This window comes from Dermacoccus nishinomiyaensis, assembly GCF_900447535.1.
Lineage (GTDB): Bacteria > Actinomycetota > Actinomycetes > Actinomycetales > Dermatophilaceae > Dermacoccus > Dermacoccus nishinomiyaensis.
Map to the genome: position 1 here is coordinate 2,177,783 of NZ_UFXX01000001.1, position 17,008 is coordinate 2,194,790.

Below are 17,008 nucleotides of genomic sequence, written 5' to 3' on the forward strand. Positions count from 1 at the left end.
TGCCGACAGTGCTGGGCGCGCACGCGCCGGGCGGATACGCTCACGACGTGACCGAAAAGAATCAGCTCGAAGCCATCCGCAGCGGATACGCCTTCGACGGCGCCTCCCTCGAGCTCGGCGCAGCCGTCGAGGACAACACCGCCAAGCCCGACGTGCAGGTGCGCCTGCCGCTGTCGATGATGAACCGCCACGGCCTCATCGCCGGCGCCACCGGAACGGGCAAGACCAAGACGCTGCAGCTCATGGCCGAGCAGCTCGCCACCAACGGCGTGCCCGTCTTCATGGCCGACATCAAGGGCGACCTGTCCGGTCTCGCCGAACCGGGTGAGTCGAACGACAAGGTCGCCGCCCGCGCGAAGGACGTCGGGCAGGCGTGGGAGGGCAAGGGCTTCGACGTCGAATACCTCAGCCTCGGCGGCGAGGGCAAGGGTGTGCCTGTGCGTGCCACCGTCACCTCGTTCGGCCCGACGCTGCTGTCGAAGGTGCTGGGGCTCAACGCAACCCAGGAATCCAGCCTCGGCCTCATCTTCCACTACGCCGACGCCAACGGGCTCGCCCTGCTCGACCTCAAGGACCTGCGCGCCGTCATCACGCACCTGACGTCCGACGAGGGCAAGGCCGACCTCAAGAACCTCGGCGGGCTCAGCTCCGCGACGGCCGGCGTCATCCTGCGCAACCTCATCGCGTTCGCCGATGGCGGCGCCGAGGTGTTCTTCGGCGAACCCGAGTTCGCCACGTCCGACCTCATGCGCACCGGCGCCGACGGGCGCGGCATCATCACCTGCCTCGAACTGCCGAGCGTGGCCGAGAAGCCCGCACTGTTCTCGACGTTCCTCATGTGGATGCTCGCCGACCTCTTCCAGGAACTGCCCGAAGCGGGCGACCTCGACAAGCCGAAGCTCGTGTTCTTCTTCGACGAGGCGCATCTGCTGTTCGACGAGTCGAGCAAGGCGTTCGTCGACCAGATCGAGCAGACCGTCCGCCTCATCCGCTCCAAGGGCGTCGGCGTCTTCTTCGTCACCCAGACGCCCAAGGACGTGCCGTCCGGCGTCCTCGGCCAGCTCGGCAACCGCGTCCAGCACGCGCTGCGCGCCTTCACGCCCGACGACCAGAAGGCGCTCACCGCGACCGTGCGCACCTTCCCCAAGAGCGGCTACGACCTCGAAGAGCTGCTGACGACGCTCGGCACCGGCGAAGCGATCGTCACCGTGCTGTCGGAGACCGGCGCCCCGACGCCCGTCGCCTGGACGCGCATGCTCGCACCGACGTCGAAGATGGGCCCGGCCTCACCCGAGACGATGGACCGCATCGTGTCGTCGTCGCCGCTCGCACCCAAGTACTCCGAAGCGATCGACCGCGAATCGGCCTACGAGAAACTGCAGGGACGCCTGACGCCCGACACAGCGGGTGCGGGGAACGACGCGGACGCGACGCAGAACCCACCCGCTCCCGAAGCGCCCCACGCGCCCGCCAAGAAGGAGAAGGAAGAACCCGGCATGGTCAGCCAGGTCGTCCACTCCTCCGCCTTCAAGTCGTTCATGCGCTCCGCCGGCACCCAGATCGGCCGCGAGATCACCCGCAGCCTCTTCGGCACCGCCCGCCGACGCTGACGATCGGCGCACCAGGGACGCGCGCACCCACGGCACACGAGGGACGCCCGACCAGGGCGTCCCTCGTGTGACTTCCACCTGCCGGAGCTTGTTTCCCTCAGCAGCCGCCCGACGCTGACGGTGACGGACTCGGCGACGCCGTCGCCTGCGACAACGGCACGACCTTGCCGTTCGTCGGCCACTTCGAACCCAGATACAGGCGCACGGCCGAACCCTTGATGTCGACAGCGCCCTTCGTCTGCGTGTCCTGCAGCAACCGCGAACCGGGGATACTCATCTGCAGGCGCTGCGCGTCGGGCAGGCCCTCCTCGTCGTACACGATGACGGCCGAGTCGTCCGGGTAGTACGCCTTGTCGTTCGCCTCGGCATCCGCGTGGAAACCCTGCTTGCCGAGCTGACCGGCGACGTCCGCCGCGAGGCCCGGCATGAACGTCGTGTTGAGGACGGTGACGGAGACGTTCTTCACCGCGCGCGGCGGGCGCGGCGTCAGCGAGAACTTGTTGCCGATGACGATGTCGATCGTCGGATCCGTGCGCTCGTCCTGATACAGGTTTGCGTGGGGGATCTGCTTGGCGACGTTGAGCGCGATCGTGCGGCCGTTCTTGCCGTACCGGATCTCGGCGAACTTGGGGGTCGGACGATCGTCGCTCAACGGGTCGTTCTTGACGTCCAGCGTGTGCATGCCGCGCCAGCCGAGCTGCTTCGCGACGGTGGCACCCTCACCGCTGCGGTCGCTCGCGTTGTAGACGTTGGCGTAGATGCTCGACCACGCGACCGTGCGTGACGGCGACGGGTTGCCGGGTGGGCACGTCGGCGCAGCCTGCTTCGGCTTGTCGCTCGAGCACCCCGTCAACGCACCTGCGGCAACGACGAAAACCGCTGCAGTGCTGGCGGTTCGGCGCATCATCACGATCCTTTCGACCCGGCTCGCACGACGACGAACCACCCCCGGAAGTGCCCAGTGTACGGCGGGCCGCGCACCCACGCCGACGGCGACCGTCCCTCGGCGCGCAGACACGACGATGCCCCGCCGGGCGAACCGGGCGGGGCATCGATCACGTGTGGCGGAGGATATGGGATTTGAACCCATGAGGGGTTTCATCCCCAACACGATTTCCAATCGTGCGCACTAGGCCACTATGCGAATCCTCCGCCGAGAACTGTACTGCACCGCGGCGCATGCGCCCAAGTCGGGCGGTGCAAGCAGCGTCGAGGGAACAGCCGGGGAACGACGGGTGCGCAGGGGCTCGTCGGTGCGGGCTGTCACCATGGGGGGCGTGACGCACGACAACACGAGCCCCGACGACACCCGCGCAGCCCGTGTGCGCTGGAGCGACCTGCCGCTCGCGGCCAAGCTCATGCTCGTCAGCATCGTGTTCGACTTCGTCGGCACCGGCCTCATCATGCCGTTCGGCGTCACCTACCTGCACGAGGTGCGCCACCTCAGCCTGCAGGTGACGGGCATCCTGCTGGCCCTGCCCGCGATCGTCGGGTTGCTCGCCGTCGGCCCCGGCGGTGTCGTCATCGATCGTGTCGGTGCGCGTCGCGTCGTCATCACGGCCGTCGGGCTCGAGATCACCGGGCAACTGCTCATGGCCGGGGCGCACGACGTCGGGCGGGCCGCACTGGCATTGACGCTCTCCGGAATCGCGACGGGGGTGATCTTCCCGGCCGTGCAGGCGATGGTCGCAAGCGTCATGCCGTCGGACCAACGGCAGTTCTTCTTCGGTCTCAACTTCACGCTGCTCAACCTGGGCATGGGCATCGGCGGGGTGCTCGGCGGGGCCATCGTCGACGTGACGCGGCCGTCGACGTTCGAGCTCGTGTACGTCATCGACGCCGCGACGTTCCTCGTCCCACTCGCGCTGTACCTGGGTCCGCTGCGACACCACGGCGGACGCGTCGAGCACCCCTCGAGCCCTGACGGCGACGCGCCGCGCGGCGGTTACGCGCAGGTGCTGCGCGAGCCGACCATGCGGCTGCTCGTGCTGCTCGGATTCATCACGGCCTTCATCGGCTACGCGCAGTTCGGAGTCGGATTCCAGGCCTTCGCCCGCAGCGTGGCGCACGTCTCGACGCAGGTGCTCGGCTGGGCGTACGCGGCGAACACGGCCGTCATCGTCGTCGTGCAGATCCTCGTGCTGCGGCTCGTCTCCGGCAGGCGGCGCACGCGCGCGCTGCTGCTCATGTGCGGCCTGTGGTCGCTGTCGTGGACCGTGCTCGGCCTCGCGGGCTGGTCGGGGGAGCGCTCCGCGACGATGGCCGGCGTCCTCGTCTGCGCGTCGGCGGCGATCTTCGGCGTCGGCGAGACGTTCCTGCAGCCGACGCTGCCCGCCATGGTCAACGACCTCGCCCCGGACGCCCTGCGCGGGCGCTACAACTCGGCCTCCGCGGGAGCCTTCCACCTGGCCGAGATCGTCGGCCCGCCGTTCGCGGGCCTGCTCATCGGGCACGCCCTGGCCGGCTGGTACACGCTCGCGCTCGTCCTCGGATGCGTGGGCGCGGCCGCCGTCACCCTCGCCGTCGAACGGCGCCTGAGCCCCGCCGTCAACGGGCTCGGCGCGCCGCGCGAACCCGACGTCGCGGGCGAGCTGGCCCTCGAGGTGCAGCGCGCCAAGCTGAGCGGTGAGTAGGTGCGTGAAAACCCCTTCGGTGATGAGCGGCGGCTCGTAGCCTGACGCCATGCCCCGACGCGTCGCCCGTCACGCCGCGCCGCTCGGCGACGGACGCGTCGTATGGCTGTTCGGCGACACGCGTCGCGCGCCCAGCCACGGGGCGACCATGGTGTTGAACTCGATGCTCATCAGCACGCGGGGGTGCTTCGCGCAGGTGCTGACGGGCGGCGCCGTCATCCCCGATCCCGGTGTTGCGGGCGAGCGGTTGGCGGCGTGGCCGACCTGCGTCATCAGCCTTGATCGCGGTCGATGGAGCGAGCTTTTCGTCTGCACCAACACGATCAGGCGGCACGGCGGGTTCTGGGGGTTCACGCTGCTCGGCACGTCGGTGACGCGCTTCGTCGTGCCGGACGGCGGGGCGGCGCGCCGCCTCGAGACCGTCGCGCTGAGCGCAGACGACGACGCGCTCGACCACGTGACGTGGGGGACGGCGAGCGTCGCCGATGACGGGTGGATCGTCGTGTACGGCACCCGTGCGCCGACGGGCGGCTTCGGGCGCGAGGTGTACGTCGCGCGCACGCGTCCGGAGGACATTGAGAACATGGCGCGGCGGCAGTACCGCGGCGCGACGGGCTGGGGAACCCGACGTCAGATGACGCCCGGGACGCGGCTGGGGCCCTGTGAGACGTGAGCGCCCCCCGCGTACCTGGAAGAGCTCTCCTACCCTTGCTGCATTCCTGCCCTGGGGGAGTTCGGAGAGGTACCACCACGCGGGGGGCTTGGCATGAGTCTACCGGGGACGCTGCGAGGGCGGTAATCGTGGGGTGGTCTGCGCTCCGGGCGGCGCTGGACGGGTGGTCGGACGAGGCGTGATTGGCCTGCTCGTAGGGCGTTCTCCGCGGAATCTCGGGGTTGTCGGCGCGCGCCACTAGTGTTGCTGGCATGACAACGGCCCTGTACCGCCGCTACCGCCCCGAGACGTTCGCCGACGTCATCGGCCAAGAGCACGTCACCGAACCCCTCATGCAGGCGCTGCGGACGGGGCGCGTCAATCACGCGTACCTGTTCAGTGGTCCGCGCGGGTGTGGCAAGACGACGTCGGCGCGCATCCTCGCGCGTTGCCTCAACTGCGTGCAGGGCCCGACGCCGAGGCCGTGCGGGGTGTGCGACTCGTGCGTGGCGCTCGCTCGTGGCGGTGCCGGCAGCGTCGACGTCATCGAGATCGACGCGGCCTCGCACGGTGGTGTCGACGACGCGCGTGACCTGCGTGAGCGCGCGTCGTTCGGCCCGGCGAGCAGCCGCTACAAGATCTACATCATCGACGAGGCGCACATGGTGACGCCGCAAGGCTTCAACGCGCTGCTCAAGATCGTCGAGGAGCCGCCGGAGCACGTGAAGTTCGTGTTCGCGACGACCGAGCCGGAGAAGGTCATCGGCACGATCCGCTCGCGCACGCACCACTACCCGTTCCGCCTCGTGCCGCCGAAGAAGCTGAGCGACTACATGGAGACGCTGCTCGACGCCGAGGGCGTCGCGTACGAGCCGGGCGTGCTGTCGTTCGTCACGCGCGCGGGTGGGGGTTCGGTGCGTGACTCGCTGTCGGTGCTCGACCAGCTCATCGCCGGGTCGGGGCCCGAGGGGCTGACGTACGCCGGCGCCGCGAGCCTGCTCGGCTTCACCGATGACGAACTGCTCGACGGCATCATCGAGGCGTTCGCGGCCGGTGACTCGGCGGCGGTCTTCCGGCAGATCGACCGCGTCGTCGAATCGGGCGCCGACCCGCGACGGTTCGTCGAGGATCTGCTCGAGCGTCTACGCGACCTCATCGTCGTCGCGGCCGTGGCCGAGGGTGCGGGCGCCGTGCTGCGCTCGGTGCCGGAGGACCAGCTGGAGCGCATGCGCTCGCAGGCGGCCTCGTTCGGTGCTGGGGCGCTGTCGCGCGCGGCGGACGTCATCAATGCCGGCCTGACGGAGATGACGGGCGCGACGTCGCCGCGCCTGCAGCTCGAACTCATGTGCGCGCGCGTGCTGCTGCCCGGCATCGCGGGTCTCGACGGGTATGCGGCGCGACTCGACCGGATGGAACGTCGCCTCGACATGGGCGAACTGCCGCCTCGTGCTGCCGCGGGGCCGGTGCCACATGCGCCGGCGATGCCTCCCGCCGGTGCATCGGCGCCGACGCAGGGCGGGGTCGGCGCGAGCGCCGGCGCGGCCTCTGGGGTGGGTGCGAGTGCTGACAGGGCAGGACGCTCGGGCGGTTCCGCCGAGGACGCCGCATCGGCGACGGCGGGTGTGACAGGGGCGGCGGGCGCTCCTCAGCCGGCAACGACACCGAGATGGCAGAGCCCGAGTGCCGGTGCAGCGCAGGAGAACTCGTCGACCGGTGACGATCTGTCTCGCGCGCCGGGTGCCGGGGTGGGGGGTGGTCGTGCTGACACCGCCGGCGTTGAGGGCGGGGATGGTCGCGCGGGTCAGTCGGGTGCCTCTCGCCCGGCAGGTCACGGCGAGGCCGCACCCGAGCAGGGTCAGCGGGCCGCTGCGGCCGCGCGCGACGACGCGCGGGTCGAGCAGCCGCAGAGCGTCACGGGAGGCGTGAGCGAGGCCGAGCGAGAGCGCGCGCAGCGTGATTTCGATGCGACGCAGCAGTCCGGCGGCGCGTCGTCGCCGCAGCAGGGTTCCGGCGAGCGCGAGAGCGGTCAGCCGGCGCGCGGAGGCATGAGCACAGACGACATCCGTCGGGCGTGGCCCGATGTGCTCGACCGCATCTTCCGCATCAAGCGCGTCACGTGGACGCTGCTCAGTCAGAACGCTCAGGTGGCCGAGTTCGACGGGCGCCGGTTGATCCTGGGCGCGACGAGCGAGGGCCTCGCCGGCACGATGAGTCGCGGGCAGCACATGGAGGTCGTGCGTCAGGCGCTCATCGAGGCGATCGGCGTCGACGTCGCCGTCGAAGCCCGCGCCATGACGGCCGGTGCCGCGGCGCCGTCGGGTCAGGGCGGGGGTCATCAGGGGGCGGCCAACGCTGCGCAGGCGCGCCAGACGTGGTCGTCGCCGAACGCGTCGCCCGCGGGTGAGGTGCCGAACGCGCAGCAGTCTGCGCGGGGATGGTCGTCGCCGAACGCTGCCCCCTCGGGGGCGCAGGGTTCGTCCCGACCCCCGGGGGGTGGCGGGCAGTCTGGCTCATCGGTTGGCGGGTCGTGGGGTGACGAGCCCGCGCCGCATGACGCGCCGCCCGACGACAGGTCGCAGTTCGACGAGATGGCGCAGTTCAGCGCGTCGATCGATCCTTCGTCGTCCGCCGGTGGGGCGGCTGACGGGCGTGTGAACGTGCCAGCAGGCTCTCACCGTGGCGAGGGTGTTGACGCTCGCCGCCAGGGCAGCCCGGGCCATGATGGTGGTTCGCGTGGTGCGACGCAGGATGCGTCCGGCCAGAACGCGTGGGGCGATCCCGCCTCGGGAGGAGCGCGCTCCGCTGCGCCGCAGCAGGGTCGTCAGGGCCAGGGACGCCCCGGTGGGTGGCGCGATCGCACCGGTTGGAACGGGGCGCAGGGCGGCCATGCCCGCGTCGATCCGGCGCGGGCCGGCGACCCCGCCGAGGGCGTCGCGCCGCGTGAGGCTGATTCGCCGCGCCAGGACGCAGGCCTCGCGGCTGCCGCCGCGCAGAGCAGCGCGTGGGGTTCGGATTCGCGCGGCGACTGGGGCGCGCAGGCCGGCCCGGCGCCGTCATGGGCGAACGACGACGCGTCTCCCAGCATGCGCGGAGCCGGCCACGGTTCTGCGGACGAATCCTCGCGGAACCAGGGATCGGCCAACGGCGCCTCGAACAGGGGCGACGCGTCCGGTGGCGTCGCGAGGGTGGGCGCGAATCCTTCGGGGCGCTCGGCCGAGGCGTCGCCGGCTGACAACGGCGGCCCGAGCAGCGGCGTCGGTGCCAGTGGTGTCGACGACAGTGCGGGTGCGCCCTCGAGCGCGGGGGAGCCCATTCCTGACTGGATGGAGGACGAGCCCGAGACCGACGTCGAGGCCGTCTACGATCCGCTGCCGCCTCGTTCGGGCGAGAGCGATCGAGCCGGTGCTCGCGAGCGCGCCGGCGATGGGCAGGCCGAGGCGGCCCACGACTCGGCGGCGGCGGGCAGCGTTGCGCCTGCGCCGCAGCCGACGCAGGGCGCCGTCGACGACGGGCGCGCGCTGACGCCGCGTCAGCGCGCCGAGAAGGCGGCGCGGGAGGCCGCGCAGCGTCAGGAGGATGCCGAGCGGGGCGGGCGCGGCCGCTTCGATGATGCGTCGGCGAGCGTCGACGACGAGGACATCGAGAACTCCGACGCCGTCGGGCTGCCGATCATCAAGTCGGTACTGGGCGGCACGGTCATCAAGGAAGAAGGCCCTGACGCGAACTGACCTGACGCGGGCTGACGAAAGTCGTGGCAGCGCTGCGTGGCGCGACCGTCACGGATGCCAGGCCTTGGCCCGGGTTCTACCGGGCCGTAGGGCACGGGCCGGCTCGCGGGGCGCGTCAGCACAAGCGGGATGCGACGGCGACATGCCAGCAAGAGCAGGACGCGACAAAGACGCGGCAGTGAGAGCGGGCCGCCGCACGGGAGACGCGTCAGCAAGAACCAGTCACGCGGGAGACGTCAGCAAGAGCGGGGCGCGATGGAGAGTGGGCGAGTGAGAAGAATGATGGGACGCATGGGACGAGCAGGGTTCGCCTTCAGGATCGACACGGCGTTGGCGCCGCATGAGGCATGGCGGCGCGTCGTCGACGTGTCGGCGCACGGCGAGGTCGTGCCGTTCACCACGGGTCACGGGCCGGCGCCCGAGGACGCAGTCGTCGGGTCGCGCTACGTCGCGCGGACACGGCTCGGGCCGCTTGGCTTCGACGACGTCATGGTCGTCCGGGAGATAGAAGCCGGGCGGCGCGTCGTGTTCGAGAAGGTCGGTCGCCTCCTCGGCGGTGTCGTGACGGTCGAGATCACCCCGGTGCGCCGGGCCGCCGGGCCCGACGGCGAGCGGGGCCTCGACGGCGGTGCGCAGGTCGTCTGGGCACAGAGCATCACCCTGCCGTGGGTGCCGGTCCGGCTGCGTCCCGTCGCCGCTGTCGTCACTTGCGCGGCCGCGCCCGCCATCGGCGCGGGCTATCGCCGGGTGGTGACGAAGCTGCTCGATCCGCACCGCTGACCTACGCCCCGCGCGCTCGATTGGGGTTGTCACCGGTGACGCGTAGGCTTGCCGATCGTGTATGAAGGCGTGGTTCAAGACCTCATCGACGAGCTCGGTCGGCTGCCCGGTGTCGGGCCGAAGTCGGCGCAGCGCATCGCGTTCCACCTGCTCGAGGCGGATGCCGATGACGTTCAGCGTCTCGCGGAGGTGCTGCTCAAGGTCAAGGAGACAGTGCACTTCTGCGAGGTGTGCTTCAACGTCGCCGAGACGAACCTGTGTCGTGTGTGCGCCGACCCGCAGCGCAACCCGGCGCTCATCTGCATCGTCGAGGAGAGCAAGGACGTCGTCGCGATCGAACGCACCCGCGAGTTCCGCGGGCGCTACCACGTGCTCGGCGGTGCGTTGAACCCGATCGAGGGCGTCGGCCCGGGCGACCTGCACATCACCGAGCTCATGGCGCGCCTCAGCGACACGTCGCTCGAGGAGATCATCATCGCGACCAACCCGAACCACACGGGTGAGGCGACGGCGAGCTACCTCGCGCGCCTCATCGGACCGATGGGCGTGACGGTGAGCCGCCTCGCATCCGGCCTGCCTGTCGGCGGCGATCTCGAATACGCCGACGAGGTGACGCTCGGCCGTGCCTTCGAGGGCCGCCGCGTCCTCGTGTTCTGACGCCCCGTGATGTGACGCATCCTTCGTCGCGGGCGTGCCGCCTCGACGAACATGAGTTCGGCCCGACGAATACGAGCGAAATGGTCGAACACGAGCGGCAGATCGCTCAGGTTCGACCATTCCGCTCGTACGGGCCGACAGCTGGTCATATGGCGCCCGTCGCGGCCGCAGAACCAGTATCTGAGCGCTCAGCGAGCCTGCAGGGCGCAGTGCCTAGACTCGCCGTGACCGACCGAAGTCGACCCCCGGAGCAACACCGTGAGCCTGATCGTCCAGAAGTACGGCGGTTCGTCCCTCGCCGACGCCGACAGCATCAAGCGTGTCGCGCGACGCATCGTCGACACGAAGAAGGCGGGCAACAGCGTCGTCGTTGTGGTCTCCGCGATGGGCGACACGACGGACGAGCTGCTCGACCTCGCCGCGCAGGTCAGCCCCGCGCCGCAGGCGCGCGAGATGGACATGCTGCTGACGGCGGGGGAGCGCATGTCGATGGCGCTCGTCTCCATGGCCATCGCGAACCTCGGCCATTCGGCGCGCAGCTACACCGGCAGCCAGGCGGGCGTCATCACCGACGAGGTGCACGGCAGGGCGAAGATCATCGACGTGACGCCCGGCCGCATCCAGCGGGCCGTCGACGAGGGGCACATCGTCATCGTCGCCGGGTTCCAGGGCGTCAGCCAGAGCACGAACGAGATCACGACGCTCGGACGCGGCGGTTCGGACACGACGGCCGTCGCGCTCGCCGCCGCCATCAAGGCCGACGTGTGCGAGATCTACACCGACGTCGACGGCATCTTCACCGCCGACCCGCGCATCGTGCCGAAGGCCCACAAGATCGACCGAATCACCAACGAGGAGATGCAGGAGATGGCGGCACAGGGCGCGAAGGTGCTCATGCTGCGCTGCGTCGAGTACGCCCGCCGATTCGACCTCCCCATCCACGTGCGTAGCTCCTTCAGCCACCACGAGGGCACCTGGGTCGTCAACGACAAAGAAGGAGACACCGTGGAAGACCCGATCATCGCCGGCGTCGCGCACGACCGCAGCGAAGGAAAGATCACGATCGTCGGCATCCCCGACTCACCCGGGCGCGCAGCCGCCGTCTTCCGCGCCGTCGCGGGCGCGGGCCTCAACGTCGACATGATCGTCCAGAACGTCTCCGCCGGCGAGGACAAGCGCACCGACATCTCCTTCACCGTGCCGAAGGACGAAGCGCCCAAGGGTGTCGCCGTCCTCAACGCGATGAAGGACGAACTCGGCTTCGACCGACTCCACTACGACGACACGATCGGCAAGCTGTCGCTCGTCGGCTCCGGCATGCGCTCCAACCCGGGCATCTCGGCGACGCTGTTCCAGGCGCTAGCCGACGCCGGCATCAACATCGAGATGATCTCGACGTCCGAGATCCGCGTCTCGGTCGTGACGAGCAGCGACGAACTCGACGAAGCCGTCCGCCTCGTCCACACCGCATTCGGGCTCGACGCCGACGGCGAGGCCGTCGTCTACGCCGGCACCGGCCGCTGACGGGCAACGTCTGCAATCGCGGAACGGCACCCGGTGCTGACGACGCGACGCCATCATCACAGCGGGGACGCTCGACGTCTGGCCGCGCGAAAGGAACGTCACCCATGAACAAGGAACTGAATCTCGGCGTCGTCGGCGCGACAGGCCAGGTCGGCCGCGTCGTCCTGCAACTGCTCGAGGAGCGGAACTTCCCGATCAAGAGCTTGCGGCTGTTCGCGTCGGCGCGCAGTGCGGGCAAGACGCTGACGTTCAAGGGCGTCGACTACACCCTCGAGGACGCGGCGACCGCTGACCCGAGCGGCCTCGACGTCGCGATCTTCTCCGCGGGCGGCGACACGTCGAAGGCGCTCGCACCGAAGTTCGCGGCGGCGGGCGTCACCGTCATAGACAACTCCTCGGCGTGGCGACGCGACCCCGAGGTGCCGCTCATTGTCAGTGAGGTCAACGGCGAGCAGATCGCGAACACGCCCAAGGGCATCATCGCCAACCCGAACTGCACGACGATGGCCGCGATGCCGGTGCTCAAGCCGCTGCACGACGCCGCGGGGCTGATGCGTCTCGTCGTCTCGACGTACCAGGCCGTCTCCGGATCGGGCGTCGCCGGGGTGGCCGAACTCGCCGGGCAGATCCGCAAGGCCGCCGAGGCCGACATGGAGAAGATGGCGCTCGACGGCGAGGCCGTCGACCTCGGCGCGCCGAACAAGTACGTCGCGCCGATCGCGTTCAACGTGCTCGCCATGGCCGGTTCGATCGTCGACGACGGCACGAACGAGACGGACGAGGAGCAGAAGCTGCGCAACGAATCGCGCAAGATCCTCGACCTGCCCGAGCTCGCCGTGTCCGGCACGTGCGTGCGCGTGCCGGTGTTCAGCGGTCACTCGCTCAGCGTCAACGCAGAGTTCGAGCGCGCCATCACGCCCGAGGAAGCTCGTGACCTGCTCGCCGACGCCCCCGGCGTCGAACTCGCCGACGTGCCGATGCCGCGCGTCGCCGCAGGCAAGGACCCGAGCTACGTCGGACGCATCCGCCAGGACGCCTCCGTCGCCGACGGCAAGGGTCTCGCGCTGTTCATCAGCAACGACAACCTGCGCAAGGGCGCGGCGCTCAACACGGTGCAGATCGCCGAACTCATCGCTGCCGCGGGCTGACCCCCGCCCCAACGGCGATTCCTGTCCCCATCGGCGAATCTCGTCCCCATCTGCGATTTTCGGTCACATTCAATGTGGGTTGGGTGGGGCGGTCAGGTGGGACGTAAAGCCACAGGTGATGGGGCGAGAAGTGCGCCAGGCGTTGGGCCCACGGGATCGAACGGTGCAGACGGCGGGTGCGATCTCGCCCAATCATGTGAGTTTCCAATCGATCTGGCGTCAACCGGGCAGGCGGACGGGTTCGTCGTCAGTGACGGCGCCTATGCTCGGAACGTGACTGCGAACCAGCCCGAACGGCCCGTCCTCGCCGTCGTCGGCCCCACGGGGCTCGTCGGCCAGGCGGTGATCGACGTCCTCGCGACGCGCGCGGACGCGTGGGACGACGTGCGTCTCTTCGGCTCCGACCGATCTGTCGGACGCAGGATGCTGTTCGGCGTCGACGAAATCGAGGTCGAACCCCTCGACAGTGAGAGCTTCGCCGGCGTCGACGTCGCCATCTTCGCGACGCCCGCAGACGTGTCGGCGAAGTGGGCGCCGTTCGCGACGGCGTCCGACTGCCTCGTCGTCGACACCTCCGCCGCGTTCCGTGATGACGACGACGTCCCACTCGTCGTGCCCGAGGTCAACGCGGCTGCGGCGTTCGAGCACCCCCGCGGCATCGTCGCGATGCCGTCGGGCCCCGCGATCGTCATGCTTCCCGTCCTCGCGACGCTGCACGAGCACTGGAGCCTCACGCACGTGACGGCGACGTCGATGCAGGCCGTCACCGGCGCGGGCAAGCGGGGCGCGGAGCGTCTCTATGAAGAGGTATCGGCGCTCACCGGCCACCCGCGCATCGGCCAGATGCCCGGTGACGTCCGCCGCTACGTCGCCGATCTGCCCGACGACTCACCGTTTCCGGCCCCGATCGTCAGCAACGTCGTGCCCTGGGTGGGTGAGCACGTCGGCGGCGGCTGGTCGAGCGAGGAGAACGACATCGCGCACGAACTGCGTGACGTGCTCGCGCTGCCGCAGCTGCGCGTCGCCGTCACGTGCGTGCAGGTGCCGATCGTCACGACGCACATGTCGACGCTGCACGTGAGCTTCGACAAGAAGGTCAAGCCCGACGACGCGCGCCGCGCCATCGTCGAGGGCGCGAACGGCGCGATCGTCATGCCCGACGAAAACGGCACCGACTGGCCGACGCCCGCCGACGCCGTTGGCACCGACCCCGTGTGGGTCGGGCGCGTGCGTCAGGTCGAGAGCAACCCGCACACGCTCGACTTCATCGTGTGCGGCGACAACATCCGCAAGGGCGCCGCGCTCAACGCCCTGCAGATCGCCGAGATGCTCGTCGGGGTCGGGCGCTACGCGCAAGCGTGAGGCCGGTCGCGTCGACGGCGTCGAGTTGCCGACCGAGCCGACGCATGAGCCACCAGCGCCGAATCCAGAAGACGGCATTGACGGTGAAGAAGGCGGCCGCGAGCCAGTCCCACCACGAACGACGGCCATCGACGACGTCCAAGCAGCGCATCAGGGCAAGGCCGGTGAAGGCCAACGCACCCATCGCTCGCGCCCAGGGCAACTGCGCGACGCGGGCGCGTTGGATGTCGCGGTCGTGCGGGTCGTCGAGCATACGGCCGGCGCCGGTGGCGGCGTCGATGCGGCGCTTCTCGGGCGCAGGCATCAGCTCCAGTTCGTTGAGGAGCTTCGATCTCTCCAGCTCGCCCAGCACGCGTCGCGTCATGCCGCGATTCTTGCAGTTCTTCGACGGCGCCGGTGGCCGCGTGAGGGGCGCCGCGCGAGGCCGGCTGGAAGTGGGGCGCCGATAGGCCCCCCGCGGGCGGTCTGCACCATCGATGCATAACGGTGAGTTAGGCGCCATAAAATAGGAGATTGTTGAATGGGGGCGTAATCTCGACTCTCGTGAAGACGCCCAACCGTGACCGTTTCGGGGTGCTGCGAGCCCGAAGCGTCCTCGTCGCGATCCTCAGCTTCGTCGCAGCCCTTCTCCTGGGTGGCCTGACGATGACCACCGCCGCCGCGCAGCAGGCCCCTGCCGTCACGAAGGCCGACGACAAGCTGCCGGACACGATCAAGGTCGGCACCGAGGGCGTCTACGCTCCGTTCTCGTTCCACCAGGGGGGCAAGCTCACTGGCTACGACGTCGACTACTTCCGCGAGGTCGGCAAGCGGCTGGGGGTCAAGGTCGAGTTCGTCGAGACGCAGTGGGATTCGATGTTCGCCGCCCTCGACTCGGGCCGTATCGACGTCATCGCCAACCAGGTCGGCGCCAACGCTGAGCGTCGCGCCAAGTACGACCTGACAAAGCCGTACGTCGAGAGCCACGGCGTCGTCGTCGTCAGGGATGGCTCGTCGATCAAGAACCTCGCCGACATCAAGGGCAAGAAGTCGGCGCAGAACATCACGTCCGACTGGGCAGGCGTCGCGAAGAAGGCGGGGGCGAACGTCGTCTCCGTCGACGGCATGGACAAAGCTGTCGAACTGCTCTCACAGGGGCGCGTCGACACCTTCGTCAACGATGAACTCGCCGTCAAGTACTACCTCGCGACGCACGAGAACTCAGGGCTCAAGATCGCGAGCCGCACGAGCGACACCAGCCAAGAGGTCTTCCCGACGAAGAAGGGAAGCAAGCTCGCGCCCGCGATCAACACCGCCATCGATGAGATGAACGCCGACGGCACGAGCAAGAAGCTCTACGCCCAGTACTTCGAGACGGAGGCAAAGGGCACGAGCGTCACCGACACGATCAAGAACAACATCGGCCCGATGCTCGTGGCGACGCTCAAGGGCACGATTCCGCTGACGGCGGCGTCGTTCGCCATCGGCCTCGTCCTCGCCCTGGGCGTCGCGCTGGCACGCATGAGCGCCAACGCGGCCCTGTCCTGGCCGGCGCGCATCTTCATCTCGATCTTCCGAGGCACACCGCTGCTCGTGCAGCTCGCCATCATCTTCTTCGGCATGCCGCAGCTCGGGATCAAACTCAGCCCATGGCCGTCGGCCATCATCGCGTTCTCACTCAACGTCGCGGCGTACTCCGCGGAGATCATCCGCGCCGCCATCCTGTCCGTGCCGAAGGGGCAGTGGGAGGCCGCGGAGACGATCGGCATGAACCGGGCGACGGCGCTACGGCGCATCATCCTGCCGCAGGCGTTGCGTGTCGCCGTCCCGCCCCTGTCGAACACGCTCATCTCCCTCGTCAAGGACACGTCGCTCGCCTCGACCATCCTCGTCACCGAGATGTTCCGCCAGGCCCAGATCGCCGCCGCACCCTCGGGTGACTTCCTCGAGCTGTACGGTGTCGCCGCCGCGATCTATTGGGCTCTGTGCTTCATCCTCTCCCTCGTCCAGGGCAGGCTCGAAAACCGACTCGGAAGGCACGTCGCACGATGACTCCTCACGGTTCCACACCCGCCCGCCCCAGGGACGCTCGTTCCGCGGACGCCGCGTCGACCTCGACCACGGACGCCCTCGTCGACGTCCGTGGTCTGACGAAGTCGTTCGGCTCGCTCGAGGTGCTTCGAGGCATCGACTTCACCGTCCCGTCGGGGTCGGTGACGGTGTTGCTCGGCCCGTCGGGTTCGGGCAAGACGACGGTGCTGCGTTCGCTCAATGCGCTCGACCTGCCTGAGGCGGGCGTCGTCCGCATCGGGGACGCCGAGGTCGACTACGTCGACGTCCCGCGCGGGCGTGACGGTCGAGCCAAGGGTGACGCTGCCAAACGTGTCGGTGCGCTGCGGTCGAAGACGGGCATGGTGTTCCAGCAGCACAACCTGTTTCCGCACAAGAGCGTGCTCGAGAATGTCACCGAGGGTCCGATCGTCGTGCAGGGCGTCGCGAAGGCTGACGCCGACGCGCGCGGGCATGAGCTTCTCGCGAAGGTGGGTCTCGACGACCAGGCCGACAAGTACCCCTACCAACTCTCGGGTGGGCAGCAGCAGCGCGTCGGCATCGCGCGCGCCCTGGCCCTCGCACCCGAGCTGCTGCTCTTCGATGAGCCGACGTCGGCGCTCGACCCCGAACTCGTCGGGGGAGTGCTGAGCGTCATGCGCGAACTCGCCGACGAGGGTCGCACGATGATCGTCGTCACCCACGAGATCGCGTTTGCGCGCGATGTCGCTGATCAGGTGCTGTTCATGGACGGCGGCGTCATCGTCGAACGCGGCGCGCCGTCACAGGTCATCGACCACCCGCGCGAGGCCCGCACCCAGGCGTTCTTGAAGCGCATCCTCGACCCGCTGAGCTGAGTCGTGATCGCGGACGCGCGATACTGATC

At 69.4% G+C, this 17,008-nt stretch carries 13 protein-coding genes, 1 tRNA gene, 1 other RNA gene and 1 pseudogene; 12 read left to right on the plus strand and 4 right to left on the minus strand.

Features of this window, described 5'->3' with window-relative positions; genetic code table 11:
• Window positions 1-47: 47 nt before the first annotated feature.
• Window positions 48-1,610 (plus strand): helicase HerA-like domain-containing protein, encoded by a 1,563-nt coding sequence (locus DYE07_RS10170; protein ID WP_040014646.1) that lies wholly within the window; start codon window positions 48-50, stop codon window positions 1,608-1,610.
• A 97-nt stretch (window positions 1,611-1,707) separates the two neighbouring features.
• On the opposite strand, the gene DYE07_RS10175 is transcribed toward DYE07_RS10170, so the two are convergent.
• Together DYE07_RS10175 and DYE07_RS10180 are read right to left on the minus strand one after the other, a co-directional pair.
• Window positions 1,708-2,517: a LytR C-terminal domain-containing protein gene (locus tag DYE07_RS10175; protein ID WP_172462986.1), complete on the minus strand. Its 810-nt coding sequence runs from the start codon at window positions 2,515-2,517 to the stop codon at window positions 1,708-1,710.
• 155 nt (window positions 2,518-2,672) lie between these two features.
• Window positions 2,673-2,762: transfer RNA gene (locus DYE07_RS10180), tRNA-Ser, on the minus strand.
• Between the two features lie 125 nt (window positions 2,763-2,887).
• On the opposite strand from DYE07_RS10180, the gene DYE07_RS10185 reads away from it, so the two are divergent.
• Together DYE07_RS10185 and DYE07_RS10190 are read left to right on the plus strand one after the other, a co-directional pair.
• Entirely contained in the window at window positions 2,888-4,243 is a 1,356-nt protein-coding gene (locus DYE07_RS10185) for an MFS transporter (protein WP_083607409.1), read from the plus strand.
• Window positions 4,244-4,292: 49 nt separating this feature from the next.
• Window positions 4,293-4,916 carry a DUF5005 domain-containing protein gene (locus tag DYE07_RS10190; protein ID WP_038569645.1) on the plus strand — a complete coding sequence of 208 codons (624 nt, stop codon included), beginning with the start codon at window positions 4,293-4,295 and terminating at the stop codon, window positions 4,914-4,916.
• Here the strand turns inward: DYE07_RS10190 and ffs are convergent.
• Window positions 4,913-5,007, minus strand: an RNA gene (gene ffs / locus DYE07_RS10195) — signal recognition particle sRNA small type. The genes DYE07_RS10190 and ffs overlap by 4 nt on opposite strands.
• A 160-nt stretch (window positions 5,008-5,167) precedes the next feature.
• On the opposite strand from ffs, the gene DYE07_RS15195 reads away from it, so the two are divergent.
• From DYE07_RS15195 to DYE07_RS10225, 6 genes are all read left to right on the plus strand, one after another.
• Window positions 5,168-8,623, plus strand: a complete 3,456-nt coding sequence (locus tag DYE07_RS15195) for a DNA polymerase III subunit gamma and tau (RefSeq protein WP_237723803.1) — start codon at window positions 5,168-5,170, stop codon at window positions 8,621-8,623.
• A gap of 291 nt (window positions 8,624-8,914) precedes the next feature.
• Entirely contained in the window at window positions 8,915-9,403 is a 489-nt protein-coding gene (locus tag DYE07_RS10205; protein ID WP_115296914.1) for an SRPBCC family protein, read from the plus strand.
• 57 nt (window positions 9,404-9,460) lie between these two features.
• A complete protein-coding gene (gene recR, locus DYE07_RS10210; protein ID WP_038571803.1) occupies window positions 9,461-10,060 on the plus strand; it encodes a recombination mediator RecR in 600 nt (199 codons plus the stop codon).
• Window positions 10,061-10,318: 258 nt separating this feature from the next.
• Complete coding sequence (locus tag DYE07_RS10215) at window positions 10,319-11,584, plus strand: aspartate kinase (protein WP_006947193.1); 1,266 nt, start codon at window positions 10,319-10,321, stop codon at window positions 11,582-11,584.
• A 104-nt stretch (window positions 11,585-11,688) separates the two neighbouring features.
• Window positions 11,689-12,732: an aspartate-semialdehyde dehydrogenase gene (locus DYE07_RS10220; protein ID WP_006947191.1), complete on the plus strand. Its 1,044-nt coding sequence runs from the start codon at window positions 11,689-11,691 to the stop codon at window positions 12,730-12,732.
• A 273-nt stretch (window positions 12,733-13,005) separates the two neighbouring features.
• The gene (locus DYE07_RS10225) at window positions 13,006-14,094 is read left to right on the plus strand and encodes an aspartate-semialdehyde dehydrogenase (RefSeq protein ID WP_006947187.1); all 1,089 of its coding nucleotides are present in this window, start codon (window positions 13,006-13,008) and stop codon (window positions 14,092-14,094) included.
• On the opposite strand, the gene DYE07_RS10230 is transcribed toward DYE07_RS10225, so the two are convergent.
• The gene (locus tag DYE07_RS10230; RefSeq protein WP_040015101.1) at window positions 14,036-14,458 is read right to left on the minus strand and encodes a hypothetical protein; all 423 of its coding nucleotides are present in this window, start codon (window positions 14,456-14,458) and stop codon (window positions 14,036-14,038) included. The two genes, DYE07_RS10225 and DYE07_RS10230, sit on opposite strands and share 59 nt — an antisense overlap.
• Before the next feature lie 281 nt (window positions 14,459-14,739).
• On the opposite strand from DYE07_RS10230, the pseudogene DYE07_RS15200 reads away from it, so the two are divergent.
• The 3 genes and pseudogenes from DYE07_RS15200 to DYE07_RS10240 all read left to right on the plus strand — a co-directional run.
• Window positions 14,740-15,435: pseudogene (locus DYE07_RS15200) on the plus strand (transporter substrate-binding domain-containing protein); the annotation flags it as partial.
• 66 nt (window positions 15,436-15,501) lie between these two features.
• A complete protein-coding gene (locus DYE07_RS15205; protein WP_050786614.1) occupies window positions 15,502-16,125 on the plus strand; it encodes an amino acid ABC transporter permease in 624 nt (207 codons plus the stop codon).
• Window positions 16,122-16,979 (plus strand): amino acid ABC transporter ATP-binding protein, encoded by an 858-nt coding sequence (locus DYE07_RS10240; RefSeq protein WP_237723787.1) that lies wholly within the window; start codon window positions 16,122-16,124, stop codon window positions 16,977-16,979. The genes DYE07_RS15205 and DYE07_RS10240 overlap by 4 nt, the downstream gene beginning before the upstream one ends.
• The last annotated feature ends 29 nt before the right edge of the window (window positions 16,980-17,008 follow it).

Bases quoted from the DNA above. Each gene is read 5' to 3' on its own strand.
- DYE07_RS10220 (WP_006947191.1), top strand. From the start codon at position 11,689: ATGAACAAGGAACTGAATCTCGGCGTCGTCGGCGCGACAGGCCAGGTC.
- DYE07_RS10230 (WP_040015101.1), bottom strand. From the start codon at position 14,458: ATGACGCGACGCGTGCTGGGCGAGCTGGAGAGATCGAAGCTCCTCAAC.
- DYE07_RS15195 (WP_237723803.1), top strand. From the start codon at position 5,168: ATGACAACGGCCCTGTACCGCCGCTACCGCCCCGAGACGTTCGCCGAC.
- DYE07_RS10240 (WP_237723787.1), top strand. From the start codon at position 16,122: ATGACTCCTCACGGTTCCACACCCGCCCGCCCCAGGGACGCTCGTTCC.
- DYE07_RS10190 (WP_038569645.1), top strand. From the start codon at position 4,293: ATGCCCCGACGCGTCGCCCGTCACGCCGCGCCGCTCGGCGACGGACGC.
- DYE07_RS15205 (WP_050786614.1), top strand. From the start codon at position 15,502: ATGCTCGTGGCGACGCTCAAGGGCACGATTCCGCTGACGGCGGCGTCG.
- DYE07_RS10175 (WP_172462986.1), bottom strand. From the start codon at position 2,517: ATGATGCGCCGAACCGCCAGCACTGCAGCGGTTTTCGTCGTTGCCGCA.
- DYE07_RS10205 (WP_115296914.1), top strand. From the start codon at position 8,915: ATGGGACGAGCAGGGTTCGCCTTCAGGATCGACACGGCGTTGGCGCCG.